The sequence below is a fragment of the Pseudoalteromonas neustonica genome, from assembly GCF_001653135.1.
Classification (GTDB): Bacteria; Pseudomonadota; Gammaproteobacteria; order Enterobacterales; family Alteromonadaceae; genus Pseudoalteromonas; species Pseudoalteromonas neustonica.
Map to the genome: position 1 here is coordinate 622,807 of NZ_BDDS01000001.1, position 23,274 is coordinate 646,080.

19 protein-coding genes and 1 other RNA gene are annotated in these 23,274 nt (G+C 41.4%); 7 read left to right on the forward strand and 13 right to left on the reverse strand.

Annotation, left to right across the window (positions count from 1 at the left end):
- Nucleotides 1-226 precede the first annotated feature (226 nt).
- Nucleotides 227-1,129, forward strand: a complete 903-nt coding sequence (locus A7967_RS02780) for a DMT family transporter (RefSeq protein ID WP_054203237.1) — start codon at nucleotides 227-229, stop codon at nucleotides 1,127-1,129.
- Between the two features lie 102 nt (nucleotides 1,130-1,231).
- Here the strand turns inward: A7967_RS02780 and A7967_RS02785 are convergent, their stop codons facing one another.
- The gene (locus A7967_RS02785; RefSeq protein ID WP_054203236.1) at nucleotides 1,232-2,110 is read right to left on the reverse strand and encodes a flagellar protein MotY; all 879 of its coding nucleotides are present in this window, start codon (nucleotides 2,108-2,110) and stop codon (nucleotides 1,232-1,234) included.
- Nucleotides 2,111-2,316: 206 nt separating this feature from the next.
- Between A7967_RS02785 and rnt the strand changes: the two genes are divergently transcribed.
- On the forward strand, nucleotides 2,317-2,979 hold the full coding sequence (gene rnt / locus A7967_RS02790; protein ID WP_054203468.1) for a ribonuclease T: 663 nt from the start codon (nucleotides 2,317-2,319) through the stop codon (nucleotides 2,977-2,979).
- A gap of 22 nt (nucleotides 2,980-3,001) precedes the next feature.
- Here the strand turns inward: rnt and A7967_RS02795 are convergent, their stop codons facing one another.
- Complete coding sequence (locus tag A7967_RS02795) at nucleotides 3,002-4,627, reverse strand: flagellar assembly protein A (protein ID WP_054203235.1); 1,626 nt, start codon at nucleotides 4,625-4,627, stop codon at nucleotides 3,002-3,004.
- A 283-nt stretch (nucleotides 4,628-4,910) separates the two neighbouring features.
- Between A7967_RS02795 and ssrA the strand changes: the two genes are divergently transcribed.
- Nucleotides 4,911-5,267: a transfer-messenger RNA gene (ssrA, locus tag A7967_RS02800) on the forward strand.
- 185 nt (nucleotides 5,268-5,452) lie between these two features.
- A complete protein-coding gene (locus tag A7967_RS02805) occupies nucleotides 5,453-6,439 on the forward strand; it encodes a Fic family protein (protein ID WP_054203212.1) in 987 nt (328 codons plus the stop codon).
- A gap of 7 nt (nucleotides 6,440-6,446) precedes the next feature.
- Here A7967_RS02805 and A7967_RS22955 read toward each other — a convergent pair whose 3' ends face one another.
- The 9 genes from A7967_RS22955 to A7967_RS02845 form a co-directional block, all read right to left on the reverse strand.
- Nucleotides 6,447-6,587, reverse strand: a complete 141-nt coding sequence (locus tag A7967_RS22955; RefSeq protein WP_157601455.1) for a hypothetical protein — start codon at nucleotides 6,585-6,587, stop codon at nucleotides 6,447-6,449.
- A gap of 32 nt (nucleotides 6,588-6,619) precedes the next feature.
- The gene (locus A7967_RS02810; RefSeq protein WP_054203211.1) at nucleotides 6,620-7,420 is read right to left on the reverse strand and encodes a DUF3379 family protein; all 801 of its coding nucleotides are present in this window, start codon (nucleotides 7,418-7,420) and stop codon (nucleotides 6,620-6,622) included.
- Nucleotides 7,420-7,977 carry a sigma-70 family RNA polymerase sigma factor gene (locus A7967_RS02815; RefSeq protein WP_054454983.1) on the reverse strand — a complete coding sequence of 186 codons (558 nt, stop codon included), beginning with the start codon at nucleotides 7,975-7,977 and terminating at the stop codon, nucleotides 7,420-7,422. The genes A7967_RS02810 and A7967_RS02815 overlap by 1 nt, the downstream gene beginning before the upstream one ends.
- A 64-nt stretch (nucleotides 7,978-8,041) precedes the next feature.
- Entirely contained in the window at nucleotides 8,042-9,685 is a 1,644-nt protein-coding gene (locus tag A7967_RS02820; protein WP_054203209.1) for a BatD family protein, read from the reverse strand.
- On the reverse strand, nucleotides 9,679-11,586 hold the full coding sequence (locus A7967_RS02825) for a vWA domain-containing protein (protein ID WP_054203208.1): 1,908 nt from the start codon (nucleotides 11,584-11,586) through the stop codon (nucleotides 9,679-9,681). Before A7967_RS02825 ends, A7967_RS02820 begins: the two co-directional genes overlap by 7 nt.
- Nucleotides 11,586-12,572, reverse strand: a complete 987-nt coding sequence (locus A7967_RS02830; protein WP_054203207.1) for a vWA domain-containing protein — start codon at nucleotides 12,570-12,572, stop codon at nucleotides 11,586-11,588. Before A7967_RS02830 ends, A7967_RS02825 begins: the two co-directional genes overlap by 1 nt.
- Nucleotides 12,565-13,002 carry a DUF4381 domain-containing protein gene (locus tag A7967_RS02835; RefSeq protein WP_054203206.1) on the reverse strand — a complete coding sequence of 146 codons (438 nt, stop codon included), beginning with the start codon at nucleotides 13,000-13,002 and terminating at the stop codon, nucleotides 12,565-12,567. Before A7967_RS02835 ends, A7967_RS02830 begins: the two co-directional genes overlap by 8 nt.
- 1 nt (nucleotide 13,003) lies before the next feature.
- Nucleotides 13,004-13,948, reverse strand: coding sequence for a DUF58 domain-containing protein (locus A7967_RS02840; RefSeq protein ID WP_054203205.1), 945 nt, complete (start codon nucleotides 13,946-13,948; stop codon nucleotides 13,004-13,006).
- A 3-nt stretch (nucleotides 13,949-13,951) separates the two neighbouring features.
- A complete protein-coding gene (locus A7967_RS02845) occupies nucleotides 13,952-14,908 on the reverse strand; it encodes an AAA family ATPase (RefSeq protein ID WP_054203204.1) in 957 nt (318 codons plus the stop codon).
- 285 nt (nucleotides 14,909-15,193) lie between these two features.
- On the opposite strand from A7967_RS02845, the gene fadI reads away from it, so the two are divergent.
- The 3 genes from fadI (at nucleotide 15,194) to A7967_RS02860 (ending at nucleotide 20,783) form a co-directional block, all read left to right on the forward strand.
- A complete protein-coding gene (fadI, locus tag A7967_RS02850; RefSeq protein ID WP_054203203.1) occupies nucleotides 15,194-16,504 on the forward strand; it encodes an acetyl-CoA C-acyltransferase FadI in 1,311 nt (436 codons plus the stop codon).
- Complete coding sequence (fadJ, locus tag A7967_RS02855; protein WP_054203202.1) at nucleotides 16,504-18,801, forward strand: fatty acid oxidation complex subunit alpha FadJ; 2,298 nt, start codon at nucleotides 16,504-16,506, stop codon at nucleotides 18,799-18,801. The genes fadI and fadJ overlap by 1 nt, the downstream gene beginning before the upstream one ends.
- A 209-nt stretch (nucleotides 18,802-19,010) precedes the next feature.
- Complete coding sequence (locus A7967_RS02860; RefSeq protein WP_054203201.1) at nucleotides 19,011-20,783, forward strand: putative bifunctional diguanylate cyclase/phosphodiesterase; 1,773 nt, start codon at nucleotides 19,011-19,013, stop codon at nucleotides 20,781-20,783.
- 13 nt (nucleotides 20,784-20,796) lie between these two features.
- On the opposite strand, the gene A7967_RS02865 is transcribed toward A7967_RS02860, so the two are convergent.
- Complete coding sequence (locus A7967_RS02865; protein WP_054203200.1) at nucleotides 20,797-21,135, reverse strand: hypothetical protein; 339 nt, start codon at nucleotides 21,133-21,135, stop codon at nucleotides 20,797-20,799.
- Nucleotides 21,136-21,206: 71 nt separating this feature from the next.
- On the reverse strand, nucleotides 21,207-23,231 hold the full coding sequence (mnmC, locus tag A7967_RS02870) for a bifunctional tRNA (5-methylaminomethyl-2-thiouridine)(34)-methyltransferase MnmC2/FAD-dependent 5-carboxymethylaminomethyl-2-thiouridine(34) oxidoreductase MnmC1 (protein WP_054203199.1): 2,025 nt from the start codon (nucleotides 23,229-23,231) through the stop codon (nucleotides 21,207-21,209).
- Nucleotides 23,232-23,274 lie beyond the last annotated feature (43 nt).

A 23,274-nucleotide genomic window follows, 5' to 3' on the forward strand; every position in this document is an offset into this window, starting at 1 on the left:
GTTCTGGTATTTCTATTAGTTCAAAATAATATTTGTTTAAGATAACTATAAACATGCATCAAACTAACCGACTACTAACTCTATCATGTTCATGGCTGGCTTCATCAGTCATGTATGTGCGTATGGGTAGCGGTCTGGTATAGTTTTTATATTTTAGCCGCGATTTCAAAGCGGTTAGAATCATCCTCCTTTCCTCTTTTACATCGCTCTTTAAAGGAATTATCGTGTGAACGTAAAAGCGTCGTATTTGTTGATGGTGTTGATTTGGTCAACAACGCCTTTAGGCATTGTTTTTAGTAGTGAAACTGTTGCGCCGACTTTAGCTGTGCTCATGCGCATGCTAATAGGCTTAGTTTTAGCCGCTTTTGTTGTTGCTATAGCAAATATTCGTGTGCCATGGCATCGCCGCGCATGCTTTTTATATGGTTATTCGAGTATTGGCATCTACGGTGGCATGTTACTCAGTTATATGGCTGCCAAAACAGTACCATCAGGCATTATTTCTTTGATGTTTGGTTTAGCCCCCATATTGTCGGGCTTATTGGCACAGCGCCTTTTAAACGAGCCAAAATTTAGTCTTATAAAAATTATCGCTCTTGGTTTTGCTCTACTTGGGTTGTTTTTAGTGAGTGCAAAGCATATTCAAGGTTCTTTAATGCAGCTACAAGGTTTACTGTATGTGTTTATGGCAGTATGCTTTTTTAGCCTCAGTGGCGTGATGATTAAGCGCGTAAAAATAGCAATTCATCCGATGGCAACAACCTTTGGCGCATTAGTATTTGTAACCCCTTTATTTTTTATTACATGGTGGATTGTTGATGGGCAATTACAAAGCCATTTATGGAGCGCAAAATCGCTCTGGTCAATAGTCTATTTAGGTGTGTTTGGCTCTCTTATTGGCGCTTTGGCATATTTTCATGTGCTGCAAAAGTTGCCAGCAAGCACGGTGGCCTTAACAACATTGATCACACCAAGCTTCGCGATTGGTTTAGGTGCATGGTTAAATGATGAATCAGTTGATCAACAGCTCATTATAGGTGCGGTGATCATATTAATGAGCTTGGCGGTGTTCCAATTTGGTGAAAATTGGATGAAAAAAAGAGTTAAGTTTAGAAAACTTAACTCTTAAATATTATTGAAAGTATAGTTAGGGCGTGTCTTCAGCGCGATTTAATCACCTCTAGATTGAACAAGCTTTAATCATTGAAGGTTAGCACGTCCTAATTTTTAACTACATTTTTGCTATTTGAATAACTAAGCGTCGGTTTTTGTCTCGACCTAAAATATTATCGTTAGTCGCTACGTGGCGCTTTTCGCCAAACCCTTGGGTTTCGACCTTGGCTTCATCAATACCTAAACTGACCATATAATCTTTTATAGCTTTAGCGCGTTTTTTTGAAAGCTCTAAGTTGTTCCAGCGTCCACCGTAGCTGTCGGTATAGGATGCAATAGAAATAGACGCAATCCCCGTATCGTACTTTAAATACTCAGCAATTTTGTCTAAGCGCTGTTGAGATGATTTTGTTAGCTTACTTGTGTTTGGTTGGTAATTCATTACGGTAAATGAAATATCCTCAAAGCTATAAGGCAATAACTCGTCGCGACATTGTAAAAAAGCCCAATAGGCTTGTTTGAAATTGATGCTTGATAAACCAACGGCAATTTTATCGGCACTGTTTTGCCAGTCTTGGTAATAAAAAGTTGGATAATAGCCTTTCTCAAGTTCTGTGAGCATTTCCCACGCTGTTTTATTTCCAAGTTCACCATCGAACTTTCTAAGTAGTTTCATATTAGCTAAGTCGCGAGCGGGTAATCCTGCTCGCCAAGTTGGCGGCACTGCTTTTAATCCCGCAATAGCGTAATTATCTGGGCGCACAACCATATCAAGATTGAAAGTAACATTTTTGTTTTTACTGGCATCAGCACTGAAAATTGCCTCACCATAGTAAGGAACCTCATGATTTAACTGACATTGTAAACGAGTGGTTTTAACGACTTCCCATTGTGAGTTATCTGCCGTCGCAGTGTATTGGCGCATCGCAGCGCTCGCCGTATTTGACAGGCATACAGTTGCAATGCTTAGACTGATAAACAGCATTGAAAGCTTCATCGCGGGATCTCCAACAATTTATTTACGCCAATATCTTGGCAAAGACTGCATTTACAAAGGCACTGAGCCATCATAATGTCGTTAGCTAGTTAAATAAAGCAAGTTATATGCCTAAATGTAAGCGTTAAATTAATCGGTAAAGCCCTAGCACAGGAGCTATGATTTTTGACATAATAGCCAGCTTACTCTGGCAAACCAAGAATACTATGGCAAATACTGAACAAACTCTTTTCGCAAAACGCTTTCGTGGCTTTTTCCCGGTGGTTATTGATGTTGAAACTGCGGGCTTTAATAAAGTAACCGATGCACTGCTAGAAATTGCGGTGTCAGTATTAAAAATGGACGATGATGGGCTGCTAAGCATTGATCACACGGTTCATTTTCATGTAGAACCATTTGAAGGGGCTAATATTGAACAAGCCGCAATTGACTTCAACGGTATAGACCCATTTTCGCCATTACGCGGTGCAGTACCTGAAGAAGAAGCAATTAAAGAAATTTGTAAAGTTGTGCGCAAAGCTCAAAAAGCCGCAGGCTGTCAGCGATCAGTGATTGTGGCTCATAATGCTGCATTTGATCATGGTTTTTTAAATGCATCAATTGAGCGTAACAATATTAAACGTACGCCTTTTCATCCTTTTGTAAGTTTTGATACTACTTCACTGGCAGGCTTAGCACTTGGTCAAACAGTATTAGCAAAAGCATGCAGAGCGGCAGGTATTGAGTTTGATAACCAACAAGCTCATTCAGCACTTTATGATACAGAGCGTACTGCTGAACTTTATTGCTTCATTGTTAATCGTTGGCAAGAACTCGGTGGCTGGCCGCTAGCAGAAGAAGTGCTAGATGATTCAGAGGGAAGTATTTAAAGTGATGAGTAAAACTCAGTCGTTAAAACGACTGAGTAATTTTTCCTTCAGTCATTTTGACTAAGTGGGGTGGGTAAATTCGCGAAAAGTGCTTTGAATCTTTCGCAATTTTAAGCTCCACACCAGGGTGCATTAGCTCATTAATTTTTAACCGACTGGTTGCTAATAAACGCGTTATTTTTTGTTTTATCAAATGTTTTTTACGTTTGGTATTTGCGATACGAATATCAATTTGTTGCTCGCTGGCTGATATTTTATCTAAAAATAGTTGTCGCTTAACGGGTAGTGGAATTTTAACTGCTTTTTTACGCGCTTGCTTAAGTGCGACAGATTTAGTGGCGAGCAGTTTTTCAAAATCGGCAATTTGTTGTTGTTTTTGACGTAAGTCATGCCAATATTGCGCAAGATAAACGCGGGTTTTAGTACCTGATGGCGCACCTAATTCGCCGGTTTCAATCCGCATTGCGTCTAGTATATTGCCACCAATTATTTTACCTCTGGGATTATTGGCTTTTCCTACACGAATTAACCGCCGCGCACTTAAATCACAATGCAATGCCTGACGTTCTATAAATAAATCTTGCTCAGTATGAATATGACAATATTGCGCATAGCCAATTGAAATAGTACGAGCTGCTTTAATTTTACAGGTAAAGGCTTCGCTACCTTCACGCTTTCTGCCTATCGCGCCCAACATGATAGTAACGGCACTCGCACTTTCGATTTTTCCGGATTCAACAAACCCGAGTACAGTGATATCACCACTTGCACGAACACGCATACCATCTTTAATATCACCGCTAATGATTACACTGCCATCAAAATCAACATGGCCAGTGCCAATATCAACATTATCAAAACAGAGAACATCATCAACCCGCATACCTCGCGGCAGAGCAACGGGTACGCCTTTACAGTCTGCTATGAGAATATTGGGGTTTTCCGGGTCTATTTTAGTCCCTTCAAAAGGTTGTAATGCTAAATCTTTTCCTGGGTTGGCGGGAAGAATATCACCAAAAACAGTGTAACCATCTTCACCTGACGTTGCAGCAACACGCTGCATTAGAGGGGTGCCCGGTTTTACCGTAATAATGGCGCCTAAATCACGCATGTCGACCTTACCGCCTTCTTTTGCTTGTGGGCTTAAAACGCGGTCTTGGGCTGTAGAACACAAACGCACAAATTTAGCATCACTGCCTTCTTTAGGCCTGCGCCCGTGAGCAACAATCGCCTTATAAGAAACACCAGCAGGCTTTTCAAACTGTTGGCCTAAAAAATTATCCAGTGCGCGAGTGCTAACACCTTGTAATACACCAGCGTCAGCTAACACCTCGCGCGCCAGTTCCATAGACATCAACGTGCCGCCCTTAGCGGTGGTCAATGTTGCCTCTGCTACCATATTTTTTTCATCAACTTGAATGAGTAATGATGCATCAAGTGCACGGGCAATAATGAGAGGATCAGCTTGATAGTTTTTGCTAGGAGAGAACAACTTACCGATATTTGCACTGACTATTTCAAAATCAGCATATGCAGATTCTTCTATTAACTCCATAAGTTGAGAGCTAGTGGCTGGAAAACCACTGTTTTTTGGGTGCTCAAGCAATGAAACAAAGCCTGTTTGCATATCATGGGTAAACAACGACATTTAGAATACTTCCTATTTAATATGCCTGTTTTTATTATTTTTTATCCCCAAACCAAATAACTAAAATGAGTTTGGTGGTTTAGCCAAGCATTTGAGCATAACTTTGAATGTATGTTAAGCAATTGTTCTATTTTATTTCGTTTCTCGGCATTTTGTTAACATGTTTATGTGTATTAAATGAGCAGTTAAATAAAATGCTTAAAATAAAGCGCAGAAGGGCCTTGAGTATCAGTGCGTTACTCAGTTATACTGGCTGCACGCTCTGAATGAGTTTACTAATTCAGGGGCTGATTAGGATTCGACGGAATTCAAGAAGCCCAAGGTGCATGTCGAGGTGCGGTTTGCCTCGTTAAAAAGCCGCAATCTAAAGTAATCGCAAACGACGATAACTACTCTCTAGCAGCTTAGGCTGGCTAGCGCTCCTTCCATGTATTCTTGTGGACTGGATTTTGGAGTGTCACCCTAACACCTGATCGCGACGGAAACCCTGGCCGGGGTTGAAGCGCTAAAACTAAGCGGCCTCGCCTTTATCTACCGTGTTTGTCCGGGATTTAAAGGTTAATTAAATGACAATACTAAACATGTAGTACCGACGGTCGAGGCTTTTCGGACGGGGGTTCAAATCCCCCCAGCTCCACCAATATAGGTTTTTAAATTCGTTGATTTAAAAACCCTAAAAAACCCGCAAATTTGAGCAATCAAGTTTGCGGGTTTTTTTATGCAATTCATTTATATAAACAATGGGCTGACTGTACAAATAAAGTTTGAAAGTGTTACTTTATCAACGACTGCTCAATTTAATAACCTAATTAATGAACTGACAAAATGGCCAAATACGCACCGCCTTTTACGCTATCAAATAAAACACTCACGTTAGTTGCCAAAATTAGTGAGTCTATTGGTCGACTCACAGTGCAACAAGAGCAAGCCAAGTTACTGCGCTTACGTAAGGTTAACCGCATGCGAACCGTGCAAGGTTCACTTGCGATAGAGGGAAGCACCTTAACGCAGCAGCAGATAACCGCTATTTTGGATGGCAAACGTATTATAGCCCCACCTAAAGAGGTGCAAGAAGCGCATAACGCGATTAATAGTTATAACGCGCTAACTCAGTGGCAGCCAACAAACCCTTCAAATCTTTTAAGTGCGCATTTATTGATGATGACAGGCTTAGTTAACGATGCAGGCAGGTACCGTCAAGAAGGTGTAATGTCGGGTGAGCAAGTTGTACACATGGCACCGCAAGCTGAACGTGTACCAAAATTAATGGCTGAACTATTAGAATGGCTAGAAAGTAGTGATGTTCACCCACTTGTTGCCAGTTGTGTATTTCATTATGAATTTGAGTTTATTCACCCGTTTTCAGATGGCAACGGCCTCATAGGACGTTTATGGCAAACGTTGATACTGTCTAAATGGCATGACGTGTTTATTAATATTCCTGTTGAAAGTATGGTGCATCAACATCAAGACGACTACTACCTCGCTATTCGCCAAAGCACCCAGCAAACCGATAGCGCTCCATTTATTGAGTTCATGTTACAAATGATTTTTGATGCAATAACTGAGGCTAAAACGTCAGAAGCTGAGGGTTTAAATGCGGGCTTAAGTGAGGGTTTAAAACTATCTGACGTTGATAAAGTCATTTTGGCGTTTATCGAACAAGGCCGCTATATGACCAATGCACAGCTTGCTGAGAAATGTGGTAAGTCGCAAAGTACCATTGAAAGGCGCATAAAATTTTTTAAAGGTGCGAGATTAATAACACGCATAGGCGCAAAGAAAACAGGCTATTGGCAAGTAAAGCAGTAGCAGCGAGTTAAAATAACTGCTGTAAATCTAAAAACGCTTGATGTGCTTTATTGGTATTCAGTTCGTTCTCAGGATGAATTTTTTCATAGAGCGTTAAGCTTCTCCCATTCATTGGAATAATAGGATTATGACCGTGAGGTAAGTGCATTGGCGTAGATAAAACGCCTATGCACTTAGTTATTAGTTTAACCAGCGAATTGCATGGTTAATACGATCATTGTAGTTTTGTAGTGGTGCACCGAGGCTGGCGACTAAAATAGTATCAGCATCCGGGCCACGATTAATATGGCCTTCAAAACGGTCATCTTGGAAGTCATCTTGACCAAGACCAAATGATTGTTGCTTCGATGGCACAATAAATACAGTCATAGGTCCGTGATCAGACTCAAATATTAAATGTAACCCTTTTTGACCTTTGAAGTCGCAAAACATCAAGTAGGTGACTTTGCCGGGTAACTCATCTAAATGACCACCTAATACGGCAAATTTTTCGTTGACTGTTTGTAAGCTGATTTCGGCAGTTTTTTCTAATGCATTAATTTCATAGTAAACGTGAGCAAGTGCATGTTCGCCAGCACCATAGGCTACACTTTGTTCACTACTAAAGAAAAATGCACTGACCGCTACTAATAATGAGGCGGCCATTGCTAACGGTAAACGATTACGTTTAAAGCGCGAACTGGCATCAACAACATTATTAGTAGGTTGCTGTGTTTGCGTTACTGCGTTAGCTTGCTCAGGTTTTGTGTGCTGTGTAGCAGTAGACTCATCTTGAGTATGCGCAGCGGTATTCGCTAGAATACGCTCTGAGAGCCCTTTTGGTACAGGTATATCAAGTGCGCCTGAAAGCTCTAAATCAAAAGCTTGCATTTCATTGATTAGCTCTTGTCGCTCAGGGTGTTGCTCTGCAAATTCCAATAGCTCCTCATCGGTGCTACTTGGTTGTGCAAAAACTCGGCGACGAAACTCGAGATCATCCATTATTTTGATGCCCCTTTAAGTTGTTCATCATCACGGCTTAATGCCTCTTTTAACTGGTTTCTCGCACGGTATAAACGTGTCATAACCGTGTTCTTATTTAAATCTAATATTTCTGCTATCTCTTCACCTGAGCAACCCATTACAACTTGCAGCAGTAATGGTTCGCGGTATTCATCGGATAATTTAGCAATTTGACGTTGGATCACTGTTTGTTCCATTTCGTCATCCAAAGTGACGCTTTTTTCGTCAACTAAGGTGTCATTTTCAACATCACTATAATCAAATTGTTTGCGTTCAAAACGGCGGGCATTTTCCCGGCGTAAAATCGTCAATAGCCATGGTTTAGCTGCTTTTTGATCTAATAGTGAGTCAAGAGCGCGCCAAGCACGTAAAAACGTTTCTTGAACAAGATCTTCGGCAATATTAGGGTCACGACATAACCAATAAGCAAAGCGATATAGTTCACTATGATAAACATGAACAAGTTTCTCATAGCGTTTTTGTTTCTCTGCCATATTTACTAAGACCTGATCATTAGAATTTTTATTTCCAAGCATAAGCACTTTTTTATTTTAAGTAATTCTTTGTTTAAGTCGAGAATAACACCTCATTACTCAAACTCTATTTATAAAGTCCTTTTAACACCGATTCTTGTGACGTTTTTTGTATTTTATGTTGCTCTTGTAATAGGTTTACAATAGCGACCATATCAACATCTGTATTGTAAGGACTATAGAGCGCAGCCCGCAATTTAGCAATGTGCTGGCTAAGCAAAGCATTATCAGCGTGCAGTTCTAGCTTGTCTATCGCACTATGAGATTGTTTTGTTGTTTGTACCGCGTAACGATTTAGAGCCTGATAAAAAGCGCTTACATCGTTATTTTTACTGTGGCGTTTTAATTCATCCAAAAATAGTGACGATTTATTTGTTACTTTTTTAGCGGGGGCATTTATCAGCTCACGATGAGATTTACTACGCCACCATAAAATAAGTGTTATAAGCCATAATAAGTAACCAATTACACTGATAATCACGAGCCATAACGGATATGAGTTTATATACACTGATGAGGTAGATATTGGTGTACGTGAATCTGCCGATACGCCTTGATCTGATTGTGCAGGCAAGGGTGGGTTTAGCGTTGTGGTGCTGCTAGGTATCACAGTGATTGTACGGGCAGGTAGCGTAGCATAGCTAATTCGATTTATTTTGGTGTTATACCAAGGCACGCTTACCTCAGGTAATGTGTATGTGCCTGGTGTTTGTGGTAATAGTGCGTATGAGGCTGTTTGTTGTGATATTACTCGACCATCACGGACTAAGTGGTTATTCTCTTTTTCATCAGGGTAGCTGCGAATGCCTTGTATTTCAGGTAATTTAATGTCAGGTAATTGCTCTTTAGTAATACCAAGGGCTGTTAAAGTTAAAGTCCGTGTAATCGGTGTGCCAACTTCAACAGTATCGTCAGTTGGTTGCCACTGTTCATCTAAATTGACTAACTCACTTGGTAACCATGAACCTTGGTAATCACTCGGTATTGGCTTTATCTCTACATTGACGCTTTCACCTAGTGCGGAGATTTCTAGTTGGCGGTAATTCTGGCGAACGCGGCCCTGAAACGCAGGCGCTTCAATAGTATAACTGCCACTTTTTTGTGGCTGGACTAAATACTCTCGGGTGATAACTAAGTAACGTTTTCCATCTATAAGTTCATAGTTTTCCGTTTGCTTACCGATTTGACTCAATTGTGCATCAGGCATGCTTGGTGCCGTTAAATTGCCATCTAACAGTTCTTTAGCAAGGTAGAGCTTAATCGTGTATAGGCCAGCTTCTTGCACGAATAAACTTTCACTAGAAAGCGACGCTTTAATAAATGCATCACTACTTTGCTCAGTATCCTTGCTGCGCTGCGCCACTTTTAAAGTGATGGGAATAGAGTTTACGCCAGCAATACTAAATGCAGGTATTGTATATTCACCCGCACTTCGGGTCATTAGCTTAACTGACCACGTCGTTTGCTTTGAAATACTGCCATTGACGATATTAGTACGAGTACTAACACTGGTTGGCCCAACGACAAAATCCTTTAACAACGCAGAGGTGTCTGGTTGTTCGTTTTTTATGGTGTCGTCAGCACTGATACTGAGGGTAAAAAATTCACCCGCGAGTACCGGGTTTTTATCAACACTGGCTTGTAATTGAGTAACAGCCCACAGGGGCATAGCGCTGATAAGCAACAAACAACAGATTAATCGCATTACCATGATTTTTCGACTCCTTGTGGACGGCGTTGACGGTTTCGTTTTTGGGCTTCTAATTGCATTTTATTGCGTAATAAAATAGCAGGGTCATCGGGGACTTTGCGCAACAGTTGATTTAATTGCTGTGCTTTTTCTTTTTCTTCATTAGTGAGCTCTGCAGTTTGCGCTTGCATAGCTTGTTGCTTTGCAGCTTCTTCTGCTTGTTGCTGTTGCTCAGAGGTCATTTGCGGTTGTGCTTGCTTGTCATCATCTTTAGCGGCGTCATCCTTTGATTCGTTCTGCGCACTTTGCTGCTGCTCTTCGCTACTTTTATCGGTGTCATTTGGTTGAGCTTCCATTTTTGGATCATTTTGCTCAGAAGGTTTACCATCTTTTTGCTTGTCATCAGCTTGCTGTTCATCACTTTGCTTGGATTCATCACCTTGTTGAGGTTGTTGATCTTCAGATGGTTTGTCCCCTTGTTGTGATTTATCTTTATTTTCTTTGTTTGGCTGATCTTGGCCTTGCTCGCCATCTTGGCTTTGTTGCTCTTGATCTGAGTCCTGATCTTCTTGCTGTTGCTGCTGATCCTTTAATTGCTCAACAAGTGCTTTGTTATCTTTTGCTTGGGTAAAGTCGGGGTCTATTTCAAGGGCTTTTTTATAAGCTTGTGTTGCTTCTTCTAACTTTCCAGCTTTGGCAAGGGCGTTGCCGTAGTTATATAAACCCGTTGCGGTTTTATCTTGACTGAACTGTGTCAAAGCAGCATCAAAATTGCCTTGCTGGTAAAGCGCCGCGCCTTTTAATTGACTTGATTTTGCTGTAGCTGCTTGATCATATTCACCTTTTTTGTAAGCATCTAATGCGCGTTGATCTTGATTTTTAAATACACGCGGCACCTCTACAGCATATGCATTTTGTTGTGGTAAAAAGCATATGACTAAAAATGCAGCGGCAAATGCACCACGGCGAAAAATCCACATCATCATTGGCAGTAAAATAAACAGGCCATAAATACCGGCATCAATACGCCATAATGCTTGGCTTTGTTTTTCATTTTTTAACATTTCGCTGTTGGCACTGGGTGCAAAAACTTGAATGTCACCAGCACTAGGTTGGTAAGTTGCAAACTTGCCACCACTGTTTTTGGCTAAGCTATTAAGCATGCTTGTGTTGATGGTTGGGATCACAATTTGGCCGTAGCTGTCTTTTAAAAAACCACCTTCAGGGAGCTTAATGGGCGCGCCTTGCTCTGTACCCACACCATAAATATTCAACCGATAGTTATTTGCTGCAGTAAATTGACTAATGTCTTGTTGCTCACTTTGCTCCACGCCATCTGTAATTAAAATAATGTCGCCTTCAAGGTAGCCTGCTTGTGTTAATAGCTCTTTGGCTACATCGAGGCCGGCAAGTACGTTTGAGCCTTTGTCGGGCATAATATCAGGGCTTAAACTTGGGATCAGATTCTCAAGTGTTGCAGCATCATTGGTTAAAGGAGAAATAGTATAAGCAGTGCCAGCGTAAGCAACAAGTGCGGTGTCGCCTTCTTTAAACAGTTCAATCATATCCAGCGCTTTAAAACGGGCTTGCACTATGCGACTTGGGGCAATGTCGGTGCTGTACATTGACAGCGACATATCCATTACAATTACACGGGCGTTTTTACTTTGAAATACCGGTACTTGCTTTTCTTCAAAGCTAGGGCCAGCGCTAAAAACAACGGCTAAAATAGTAAAAAGGGCAATTAGCCACATAGGTTGCGACTGTTCTTTGCTATTGGTGTTGATCACAAACTTTGCCAGGTGCGGTGCGATTAGTTCACTTTGGCTCGTTTTTTTGTTTTTGATCATTGCAATCATAAACATTAAGCACACAGGGATTAATAGCCACAAAACGGCTGGGCGGATAAATTCAAAGTCCATTAGGCCTCCTGTCTTAGTGTTTTTGCCGTAATGAACATAACGCGCAGGCCAATCAAGGCCAATGCAATTAATAACGGGTAATAAAATAATGCACTTTGCGGGCGAAAAGTTTGCTCATCAGCGCTGATAGGCTCGAGTTTATCAAGCTCTTGATAAATTTGTTGCAAGCCGGCCACGTCTTTTGCGCGAAAGTAGAGTCCGCCAGTTTGTTCAGCAATGCGTTTAAGTAAGGTTTCATCTAAACTTCCACCGCTCATGCCACCCATATTGAATAAGCTAAAACCGCGCGGATTATCAGAGCCCACACCTATGGTATACACTTTAATGCCTTCTTCGCGTGCAAGTAATAAGGCTTCTTCTGGATCTAAATTACCGGCGGTATTTTGGCCATCGGTTAAGAGTACTACTATGCGGTTACTTTCATCTTTGTTAGCGAAGCGCTTTACTGATAAACCCAATGCATCGCCAATCGCAGTTGCGCGGCCAACTAAGCCAATTTGTGCCTCTGAGAGCATTTGACTCACGGTTTTTACGTCCCGGGTGAGTGGGGTTTGTAAAAAAGCCGTGTCGCCAAATAAAATCAGCCCTAATCGGTCACCTTGGCGTTGCTCTATAAAGTCACTCAATACTGCTTTTACCATGGTTAGACGATCAACGTATTGGCCTTGATATGCCATATCTTGCTCGGTCATCGACCCAGATAAATCCACGGCAAGCATAATATCGCGACCTTCATTAGGTAATGTAATTGGGTCATCGAGCCAAGTGGGGTTTGCCAGTGCGGTAACTAATAAAGCCCAAATTAACCATTCAAATAAGCTAATACCGCGAGTTTGCTGCTGGGCAACTTGCGTGGCCAAATTGTGTTTGGCAAAACTGGGAATACGTAATCGGGTGTTACCTTCGCTGTGTACGGGTTTAAACAAGCGTAACAACCAAGGCAGTGGCAATAATAAAAATAACCAAGGCCAGCTAAATTCAAACATTTAACGGCTCCTTTACTTTAAATTGCACAATGGCGAGTTTTAATTTATTCGCTAGCGCCGCTTGATTGGTTTGCGGTTGATATAGGCTCATGAGTTCAAGTTCAGTGAATTGTTGACCGGTCAGCTTATTTAGTGTGTTACACCATTGCTGCGTGCCTTGCGATGCCACGCGTTGTTGATAGTAATGTAATGCCAGACGTTTAATTAAAATATGTAATTGCTGGGCATCATTATCGCATTGGTTACTTAGTAAAATAGCCTGACGTTTGGCTTTTTTAAATTGGTAAGTCTGATACAACTTGTAACTGATAAAACTAATAGTCAGTAGCAGTATAGCCATTATAACCCACCAAATAGGTGCTAATGGCCACCAAGAAACGTGGGTTGGTACAATTACATCATGTAGGCCATCTAATGGAGAGGTTTGCATGTTACTTTCTCACTAATTGTAGCTCAAGGGGGGTAGCTGCATTGAATGATATTAAATTAAGACCCGATTTAGTTAAACGCTCTAAACGTGAAGCAAATGCTTGCTCAGCAGTTTTAGCAAACTTATCACGAAAGCTTTTGTCCATAAGCGGCAGGGCAAAATCACTGCCATTGGCACTGACTGTTACCGTTTGTTTAAACGCAGGGAGCTGGTGCTCAAATGGGTCGCTAATATGGCAGCCAATTAGCTCACAGTGACGACTCAGTATTTCTAATTGCTTAAAGCTGGCATCATCAAGGGTGCTAAAATCAGACACCAAATACACTAAACTACCTGGCTTGGCTAAATGGTTTAAGCGCTTGAGGTTATCGCTGAGTTTATTTTCGGTGGGCTCGTCAATGCGTGTCAGTGCTTGCTGGTGGTTATCGCATAAATTGTGACACAGTTTTAATACTGCTTTCTCACGGGCGGTGGGTTTTAGTTCTAAATGACCATGTTGATTAAATACAATACCGCCGATACGATCACCACGTTGACATGCAGACCATGCAACTAATGCGCTAATATGCGCTGCTTGCACAGACTTAAGTAACAGCTTGGAGCCAAACAGCATCGAATTAGAAAAGTCGGTAAACACAAACACTGGTCGTTCTTTTTCTTCTTGAAAAAGTTTAGTGTGGGTTTCACCAGTACGTGCGGTAACACGCCAATCAATTGAGCGAATATCATCGCCTTGTTGATAATGGCGTACTTCGGCAAACTCCATACCACGGCCTTTATGAGGCGCAAGATATTGGCCAGTTAGGCTGTTTTTAATTTTAGCTTTTGGGGCAAGCTCAAGCAAGCGGGCTTTAGCTTTGTAATACATCAGCTCTTTAAGCCCTAAGTCGACCCCATGACTATGACTTAAGCTAAGCCATTGTTGATTATCTAATTGGCTTTGCATAGTTTATGGCACGGCAACAAGTTCTAGGATACGGCTAATAACCTGATCTTTAGTCACACCATCAGCTTGTGCTTCGTAACTTAAGATAATGCGGTGGCGCAGCACATTATGCAGTACCGCTTGAATGTCATCAGGTGCAACAAAGTCACGGCCTTGTAACCAAGCATGTGCGCGGGCACATTTATCAAGGGCAATCGTGGCACGTGGGCTTGCGCCATACTCAATCCAACTGCCTAGTTGAGCATCTAATTTAGCGCCTTCACGCGTGGCAATAATTAGCTGTACTAAATACTGTTCAAGTGGCTCAGCTAGATGCAAGCCTAAAATCGCTTTGCGTGAAGCAAATAAGTCGTTTTGACTAATTTGTTGTGCAGGGGCTTGATGTTCGCTCAGTGCTTCGCCGCGAGTCAGACGTAAAATGTCAAGCTCATGCTCTGCGCCAGGGTAACCAATACTTAGGTGCAATAAAAAGCGATCAAGTTGTGCTTCAGGTAGCGGGTAGGTGCCTTCTTGCTCAAGCGGATTCTGCGTCGCCATCACCATAAATAAATCAGATAGCGGGTAAGTATTTTTGCCTACCGTAACTTGGCGTTCTGCCATCGCTTCTAATAAGGCTGATTGGACTTTAGCTGGGGCACGGTTAATTTCATCGGCTAAAATTAGGTTATGGAATAATGGGCCTTTCTCAAACACGAACTCACTGGTCTGTTGGCGGTAAATATCTGTGCCAGTGACATCCGCAGGTAATAAATCAGGAGTGAACTGCACGCGTTGGAATGAACCTTCAACGCCTTTGGCAAGTGCATTTACTGCTCGGGTTTTAGCAAGCCCTGGAGGGCCTTCTACTAATAAGTGACCATCGGCTAAAATAGCGATAAGTAGCGCTTGAGTTAATTCTGGCTGGCCAATAATTTGGCTGTCTAAATAAGTTTTTAATTGTGAAAATACGTTAGCGGCCATAATAAAAGACTGTCCTGGTTAGCAAGGTTTATAAAAAGCTTTATTGGTTATTGGGATTATTGTTCTATAACACAAGTGTTAGACCCTATTTTACAAAATAGTTCGTTATTTTTTAACGGTTTTTACCCTAGCATAGAAATACAGGTATTTTTTGTAAATACGCTAAAAAAAGCCTATTGTTGGTAACTAATTATACTATTTTCAATTTCTCTATTGGCTTTAGTACACGGGTTGTTTAGAATCGAGGAAAATAAACAGGTCAGACCTGTCAGCGGGAGAGCATTAATGTCTGAGCAAAACATACTAAAAACAGCAAAGGGCGATCGTATTGCCATCGTCAGTGGTCTACGTACACCATTTGCTAAACAAGCAACTGCATTTCACCATGTACCAGCCCTTGATATGGGCAAGTTAGTGGTTAACGAAATGCTTGAACGCCTTAACTTTGATAAATCTGAAATTGATCAATTAGTATTTGGCCAAGTAGTGCAAATGCCAGAAGCGCCAAATATTGCCCGCGAAATCGTATTAGGTACTGGTATGCCAGTATCCGTTGATGCTTACTCAGTATCACGCGCCTGTGCAACTAGTTTTCAGGCAATTGCTAATGTAGCTGAGTCGATTATGGCAGGCTCTGTACAAGTGGGTATTGCGGGGGGCGCTGATTCGTCATCGGTATTGCCAATTGGCGTAAGCAAAAAACTAGCTGGCAGCCTTGTTGATTTAAATAAAGCGCGCACACTTGGACAACGCTTAAAAATATTCTCAAAATTGCGTTTAAAAGATTTACTTCCTGTACCACCTGCTGTTGCAGAATACTCGACGGGTTTATCTATGGGTCAGACTGCTGAGCAAATGGCAAAAACTCATAATATTAGCCGTGAAGATCAAGATGCGCTTGCGCATCGCTCACACACACTTGCTAGCCAATCATGGGCAGATGGCAAGCTTGCCGATGAAGTTATGACTGCGCATTTACCGCCGTATAAAAGTTTTATCGAGCAAGATAATAATATTCGTCATAACTCAACGGTTGAAGGGTATGCTAAATTAAAGCCTGCGTTTGACCGTCAACATGGCTCTGTAACTGCTGCAAACTCAACACCACTAACAGATGGTGCGGCTGCGGTACTGATGATGAGCGAAAGCAAAGCTAAAGCATTAGGCTATAACATTTTAGGGTATGTGCGTAGTTTTGCGTTCTCTGCTATTGGCGTAAATGAAGACATGTTAATGGGGCCTGCACATTCTACGCCTATCGCATTAGCAAGAGCAGGTATTACGCTTGCAGATCTTGATTTAATTGAAATGCATGAAGCATTTGCAGCGCAAACGCTAGCAAATATGAAAATGTTCGCCTCTGATAAATTTGCACAAGAAAAACTCGGTCGCAGCAAAGCGATTGGTGAGATTAACATGGATAAGTTTAATGTTATGGGCGGCTCGCTTGCATATGGGCATCCATTTGCAGCAACTGGCGCACGACTTATCACCCAAAGTTTACACGAACTTAACCGCCGAGGCGGTGGCTTAGCACTAACAACTGCATGCGCCGCAGGTGGGTTAGGTGCAGCTTTTGTATTGGAGAGTGCGTAATGACACAGTCTGTATTTAGTTTAGGTGTTGATGATAACGGTATTGCCGTAGTTACTATTGATGTGCCGGGTGAAAAAATGAACACCCTGCGCGATACCTTTGCCGATGATTTAAAAACGTTGCTTGATGACGCGAAACAGCAGTCAGTTAAAGGCATGGTATTTATCAGTGGTAAAAGCGATAACTTTATCGCCGGCGCCGATGTGAAAATGCTGGATAGCGTAGAGCGTCGCGAAGATGCATTAGCGATCAGCGAGCTATGTCACCGTGCCTTTTTTGATATGAAAAAACTGCCGTTTCCAACCGTCAGTGCTATTCATGGTGCAGCGCTTGGTGGTGGTTTGGAGTTTGCTTTAGCGTGTGATTACCGCGTGTGTACTGACAGCGATATTACCAAGCTAGGCTTACCTGAAGTGCAGCTTGGTCTATTACCTGGTGGTGGTGGTACTCAGCGCTTACCGAAATTAGTTGGTTTGCAAAAAGCCCTAGAGTGGACACTAACAGGTAAACAAATACGCGCTAAACAAGCTAAAAAGTCAGGCTTAGTGAATGATTGTGTCCCTCAAACTGTATTGCTAAAAGTGGCCAAAGAGTTTGCGTTAAAAGGCAAGGCAAAAGCGAGTAAGCCCAAGCTTGATCGTGTTAGCCAATTGCTTGAGTCAAATCCATTTGGTCGCAATATCATTTTTAAAAAAGCACAAGAAAACGTACTGAAGAAAACCGGTGGTCATTACCCTGCGCCACTGGCTATCATTAAAGCAATACGCGCCAGTGTAGAGCTTGATGAGCTAAAAGCTTATAAAACAGAGGCAGAAGGGTTTGCTACGTTAGTGATGAGTAGCGAGTCTAAAGCATTACGTGGGATCTTTTTTGCTACCACCGAAATGAAAAAAGAATGGCGTAACGATGACGCACCAGCGATCACCAAAACAGCAGTGTTAGGTGGCGGTTTAATGGGCGCAGGTATTGCCCATGTCAGTGCTGTAAAAGCGGGTGTATTAGTGCGCATTAAAGATGTAGCAGAGCAGGGCATTAGTAATGCCATGAATTACAGCTATAAAATTTTAGATAAAAAGCAAAAGCGTCGCATTTTATCTACAGCTGAACTGCAACAAACAATGAATCGCATTACTGGCACAACTAATTACAATGGTTTTAAGCACATTGATTTAGTGATTGAAGCGGTATTTGAAGATTTAAGCCTTAAACAGGGCATGGTTGCTGATGTTGAACGTGAATGCCAAGCAAACACTATTTTTGCTAGTAACACGTCATCATTGCCTATTTCACAAATAGCGGCAGAAGCGGCCCGTCCAGAGAATGTGATTGGCTTACATTACTTCTCACCGGTTGAGAAAATGCCATTGGTTGAAATCATTCCACATGAAGGTACGTCGCAAGAGACCATCGCGCGGATTGTTAACTTTGCTCGTAAGCAAGGTAAAACGCCGATTGTGGTAAAAGATAAAGCGGGTTTTTATGTAAACCGTATTCTTGCCCCTTATGTGAATGAAGCTGCAAATTTATTACTTGCAGGCGAGCCAATTGAAAAAATTGATGCTGCGCTTGTTGAGTTTGGTTTCCCTGTTGGGCCGCTCGCTTTACTTGATGAAGTAGGGATTGATATAGGCTCTAAAATTGCTCCAATTCTTGAAAAAGAACTGGGCGATCGTTTTAAAGCGCCAGATGCATTTTCGCGTTTAATTGATGCGAAACGCTTAGGCCGTAAAACGGGTCGTGGTTTTTATCTATACGATAAAAAGAGCAAAAAAGTGGACGAATCAGTTTACGAATTACTTGGCGTGAGCCCTTCACCACGTTTAAACAAGAGTGAGATAGCTCAGCGTTGCGTTGCACAAATGCTTAACGAAGCAGCGCGCTGCTTAGATGAAGGCATTATCGCCAGTCCTCGCGATGGTGATATTGGTGCTATATTTGGCATTGGCTTCCCACCATTTTTAGGTGGTCCATTTAGTTATATGGATAAGCTTGGTGCGGATAAAGTAAGCTCAGAAATGGCGACGTTTGCTAATTTTAATCCGGTATTTGCGCCGTGTGCACCCTTGGTTGCAATGGCTGATGCTGGTGGGCGTTTTTATCAAGTAGTACCAGCTCAAACACAGCAAAATATTGTTGAAACGACCGTAGTTGATGACGCAATTAGCAAAGATGAAGTTATTGACATTGAGAGCTCAGAAGCGACTGTTACTAACGCTGAAAGAGAGGACGCTGAAAATAGTGAAACTGATACTAATGTCGTAAACTCAGCGTGTGAAGGTACCGATAAAAAGTCTTAATTTTTAATTGTTATTTATAAAAACGCACTTTAGTACTAGTGCGTTTTTTTATACCTTTTTAAAATGACAGCTCAAAAAACCACTAAAAAAGTTTGTACTATTAAGGATATAGCGAACTATTTTAGGGAACACAGACAGGAGAATAAAAAAATAATAAAAAGTTCTATTTTTCACATATAATTACAAAGTAATTAATCGTGGAATATTAAATGTTTAAAATGGGCTTTCTTAAATCAAAAAAATTATTAGCAGTTGGCTTTTCGCTTACTTTAGCAACAGTCGCTTTTGTTATTTTACGGTTTGATCAGCCCTTAATTGCACAGCTTTCTTACGTGGTGTTTTTAGTAACTCTTGGCTTAGCTTTTGCTCTTTCTAATGTGCGCTATAAACAAGGTTTAGCTGCAATATCCTTTTTATTTATTTTTATGGTGGGCTTATTATTCCATCTTGATATAGAAGTAATAGAAGAAGTGTACTTATTGATCCCATTATTATATTTAATGGTTTTCCCGGGTTCCATGCTTCCTATCCCTATTGCTGTTTTACTATTAAGTGCGTATGTCTCCTCTATTAATGCGGCTGAATTTTTAGACATTATTGAAGATGGGGTCGAGATGATAGTTATCACCTCATTTGCGACAATCATGACCTATTTTCAGCGTAAAACTCACTCGCAAATGGAGTTGTTTCGTACTGAGAGCTATACGGACTACTTAACGGGGTTGGGTAATCGAAAAAAGTTTTTTGAGGTATTGCTGTTTTTTAAAGAGCAATGCCGAGAAGATGCAACGCTAAACTTTTCATTACTAATAATTGATTTAGACGGCTTTAAAAAAGTAAATGATCAGCTAGGTCACCTGACTGGTGATAGTGCATTAAAAATGGTGACAGATCGTTTTAGTCAATTGATAGATGAAGATTCGCTATTATTTCGTATAGGTGGCGATGAGTTCGCTTTTATCACAACACCAAGTAATAACTCCAAACAGGTTGCTCGTGCATTAGCCAATGCGATTCACACATTGAGTAAACCGAGCTACTTATTAAAAGCAAAAAACTACCAGTTAACGGCAAGTATCGGTATCGCAATCTTTCCTGAAGATGCGACTGAAATAGAAATTTTATGTAGCAATGCTGACATGGCCATGTACCATGCAAAAGCAGTGGGCAAGAATGATTTTTCGTTTTATCAAAGCCAGCTTACAAAGCAAACGCTACGACGCTACCGATTAGAGAACGATTTAAAGTTTGCGACGGAGCGTGGTGAACTCGCTCTTCATTATCAGCCTAAAGTGTGTATCACGACCGGTGAAATCAAATCGGCTGAAGCCTTAATTCGTTGGTTCCACCCTCAATTGGGGTTTATTAGCCCTGTTGAATTTATTCCAATAGCAGAACAAACTGGTTTAATAAACCCGATTGGTGAGTGGATCACCGAAACAGCCTGCCAGCAAATAGCTCATTGGAAAAAACAGTTTAACATTGAAAGTGTTGCAATTAATGTGTCAGCGATACAACTACAAGACCCACTGTTTTTAGATAAGCTAACAAGCGCATTAGCACGTAATAATTGCACTACAAGCTGTTTAGAAATAGAGCAAACAGAAACTGCTTTGATGGCAAATGCGAATGACAACATTCGTGTACTGACTGCGTTGAAAAATGCTGGTTTAACCCTGTCGCTTGATGATTTTGGTACTGCTTATTCTTCACTATGTCAGCTGAGCTTGTTACCTCTGGATATTTTAAAAATAGATAAGCGCTTTATCGATGATTGTACGACCAATCGACGAGACCACATGGTGGTGCGAACTATTATTCAACTTGCGCAAAACTTAGGGATGGGCACTATCGCAGAAGGCGTTGAAACACCAGAGCAATTAGCATTACTGAAACAAGAGGGGTGTCAATTGTATCAGGGGTACTTTTTTTCAAAGCCTCTCAGTGCTGAAGATTTTACAGCGTTACTCAGGGCGTGTTGACCTTTGTAAGGCGCTATGGTTTGCTTACCATAATGGCAACCTCTGTAACGTAATTTTGAGTGGTTTGGGTGTATAAGCTAATTCGTATTTTTTTACTCTCTAATGTATAAAATAAAGTACGGCGCAAGCTATCGCCTTTTATAAGATCAGGGTTACCAAGTGTTTTTTGATAAAATGCACTTACTTCACTCACTGATTGTGCCACATAGCCTGTTTGTACTAACGGGTAGTCATCAGCAACTGTTAATGAGAGTTTAAAGTCAGCAGGTAACGGTACGCTTTCTAGGTTTGCTGCACACGTAAACGAACTCAAACTTATAGCTAATAATAATGGCGTTATAATTTTAGTCATTAGATCCCTTAAAAAATTTATCCCAGTCTTTTATCTGATTGTGTCTAAATTTTAGCTTGTTGTCACCTAACTTAAATTTTATTACGAATTAAGTCTCTTACAATAAAACGGGCAGGGTGAATTGCCTGACTTACTCGTTCACTTAAAGGGTGTGGTTCATCGTTAAGTACAGCCACTAATTGCTCCGCACACAGTGGCGCGCTGCATAAACCTCTAGCACCAAAGCCTGTAAGTATATGTAAGCCTTGTAGCGGCTTTTGTAATGGCTGGTATTGATAGCGCTTTCCTGAGCGTAAGTTGGCAAACGCATGTATATAATCACTTTGCTGTGCCCATTCCCCAGCCATTGGAAGGTGATCAATAAAACTACAGCGTACAGCGGCTTTGGCGGCCGTGATAGCACCTAAGCTACTAGCAAACTCTGTTTGCCCATAAAAGTTAAGTAACTGCTCGCGATTGGTGGTGTTGTCTTGCTCTGTAACGGCACGGCTTTTGGTGTTTTTTTCAAAGGTTGCGCCCATACAATGGTGGTCTAAATACGCAGGGGTAAAATAACCCTTATGACAGAGTACAGTTTTGAGTTTTGTTGAGGCTGCACTTGCTTGTACGTGCGAGACTTGACCTCGCACACCAACAATAGGCAGTGACTTAGTTTGTTCAAATCGGTCACTGTGCTCACCGGCACAAATAATAACGTCACTAAATGGGCCAAATTGTTGCCCTTGGCTCTGTAATAGCCAACCTTGTGGTGTTTTTTCAAGCTTGTCGATATCACAATTAAAATGGCTTTGGATCGGAGTTAGTGCATGAGCTTGTTGGTAAAGGGCATTGACTAACTGGGGGGGATTAACCCAGCCTCCTAATTCAAAGTACACGCCAGAGTAGCCAGTGCTGACACCTGCAATTTTATCGCCTTGAGCTGGGGTTACACTGTGCATTAATTCATTTGGCCATAGCTGCTTATTTTCAATATTTTGATGACGCTCAGCTAATGGCTGTTTTATCGCATGTTGTAATACGCCACACCATTGATGGTCATAATTAAAGCCATTGTCTATGAGCTGTTGATAGAGTCGTTTAGCGTATAAAAAACTGTGTGCAAAAAGCTCACTGTGTGGGGAGTTCTTTGCTTGTAAATGCGGGTAAATCGCACCTTGTACGTTATGAGAGGCGCCCATTGCAAGTTGCGGATCTTGGCAAAATAGTTGGCTGTTACAGCCGCGTTTAGCCAAGCTATATAAAACAGCACTGCTGGCAATGCCTCCGCCAATAACAGCTACATTTTTAAGCGAGCTTTGCTGGTGAGTAAAGTAAGCTGGAGCAGAGTGTGCTTTATTAGCATGAGGCAAATGGCCAATCAGCATTTCATTTTTACTGCCATGCCCTTTCGCCTTTTGTACTGAAAACCCAGCGTCTGAAAGGCCTCTGCGTACAACGCCGGCAACTGTAAATGTTGCTAATGTGGCATTAGTGCGAGAAATATCTGCCATTGCATTAAATAAGGCTGGTTGCCACATCTCGGGGTTTTTACTTGGTGCAAAACCATCTAGGTACCAGGCATCTATAATACCTGTTTGCGGGTAACTTATGCCAGCAAGTGAATCTAGAACATCGCCAAAGTATAAATCGAGTACAACTTGACCATTTTCAAATTCAAGACGGTGACAGCCGGCTAAATTTATAGGGTATTTTGCGAGTAACTGTTTACTCTGTAACGCTAAAGTCGGCCATACTTGCAGCGCTTTTTTTAGATCGTCAGCTTTAATAGGGTACTTTTCAAAGGAAATAAAATGTAAGCGCTGGACATTTTGTTGTACTGAGTTGTGAACTTCTAGATTATGATGTTGCCTACTGGTTAGATAATTTTTAAATTGCAGCCATGTATTTAAAAAGTTAAGCCCAGTGCCAAAACCTGTTTCACCAATAACAAAATGAGGTCGGTCATGATTTTGTAATCGATGAGGCATATTATTTTGCTGATAGAAAACATAATCAGACTCTGCTTGGCCATCATCGTTTGAAAAATAGACATCATTAAAGTTGTCTGCAATAGGTGTACCTAAGTGATTAAAGTGAATTTCAGCGTTTTTGATCATGGTATGCAATTAATGAGTACTTTTTTTCATTATTTTACGTGTT

Bases quoted from the DNA above. Each gene is read 5' to 3' on its own strand.
- A7967_RS02785 (WP_054203236.1), bottom strand. From the start codon at position 2,110: ATGAAGCTTTCAATGCTGTTTATCAGTCTAAGCATTGCAACTGTATGC.
- rnt (WP_054203468.1), top strand. From the start codon at position 2,317: ATGGCAAATACTGAACAAACTCTTTTCGCAAAACGCTTTCGTGGCTTT.
- A7967_RS02795 (WP_054203235.1), bottom strand. From the start codon at position 4,627: ATGTCGTTGTTTACCCATGATATGCAAACAGGCTTTGTTTCATTGCTT.
- A7967_RS02805 (WP_054203212.1), top strand. From the start codon at position 5,453: ATGGCCAAATACGCACCGCCTTTTACGCTATCAAATAAAACACTCACG.
- A7967_RS22955 (WP_157601455.1), bottom strand. From the start codon at position 6,587: ATGCACTTACCTCACGGTCATAATCCTATTATTCCAATGAATGGGAGA.
- A7967_RS02810 (WP_054203211.1), bottom strand. From the start codon at position 7,420: ATGGATGATCTCGAGTTTCGTCGCCGAGTTTTTGCACAACCAAGTAGC.
- A7967_RS02815 (WP_054454983.1), bottom strand. From the start codon at position 7,977: ATGCTTGGAAATAAAAATTCTAATGATCAGGTCTTAGTAAATATGGCA.
- A7967_RS02820 (WP_054203209.1), bottom strand. From the start codon at position 9,685: ATGGTAATGCGATTAATCTGTTGTTTGTTGCTTATCAGCGCTATGCCC.
- A7967_RS02825 (WP_054203208.1), bottom strand. From the start codon at position 11,586: ATGGACTTTGAATTTATCCGCCCAGCCGTTTTGTGGCTATTAATCCCT.
- A7967_RS02830 (WP_054203207.1), bottom strand. From the start codon at position 12,572: ATGTTTGAATTTAGCTGGCCTTGGTTATTTTTATTATTGCCACTGCCT.
- A7967_RS02835 (WP_054203206.1), bottom strand. From the start codon at position 13,002: ATGCAAACCTCTCCATTAGATGGCCTACATGATGTAATTGTACCAACC.
- A7967_RS02840 (WP_054203205.1), bottom strand. From the start codon at position 13,948: ATGCAAAGCCAATTAGATAATCAACAATGGCTTAGCTTAAGTCATAGT.
- A7967_RS02845 (WP_054203204.1), bottom strand. From the start codon at position 14,908: ATGGCCGCTAACGTATTTTCACAATTAAAAACTTATTTAGACAGCCAA.
- fadI (WP_054203203.1), top strand. From the start codon at position 15,194: ATGTCTGAGCAAAACATACTAAAAACAGCAAAGGGCGATCGTATTGCC.
- fadJ (WP_054203202.1), top strand. From the start codon at position 16,504: ATGACACAGTCTGTATTTAGTTTAGGTGTTGATGATAACGGTATTGCC.
- A7967_RS02860 (WP_054203201.1), top strand. From the start codon at position 19,011: ATGTTTAAAATGGGCTTTCTTAAATCAAAAAAATTATTAGCAGTTGGC.
- A7967_RS02865 (WP_054203200.1), bottom strand. From the start codon at position 21,135: ATGACTAAAATTATAACGCCATTATTATTAGCTATAAGTTTGAGTTCG.
- mnmC (WP_054203199.1), bottom strand. From the start codon at position 23,231: ATGATCAAAAACGCTGAAATTCACTTTAATCACTTAGGTACACCTATT.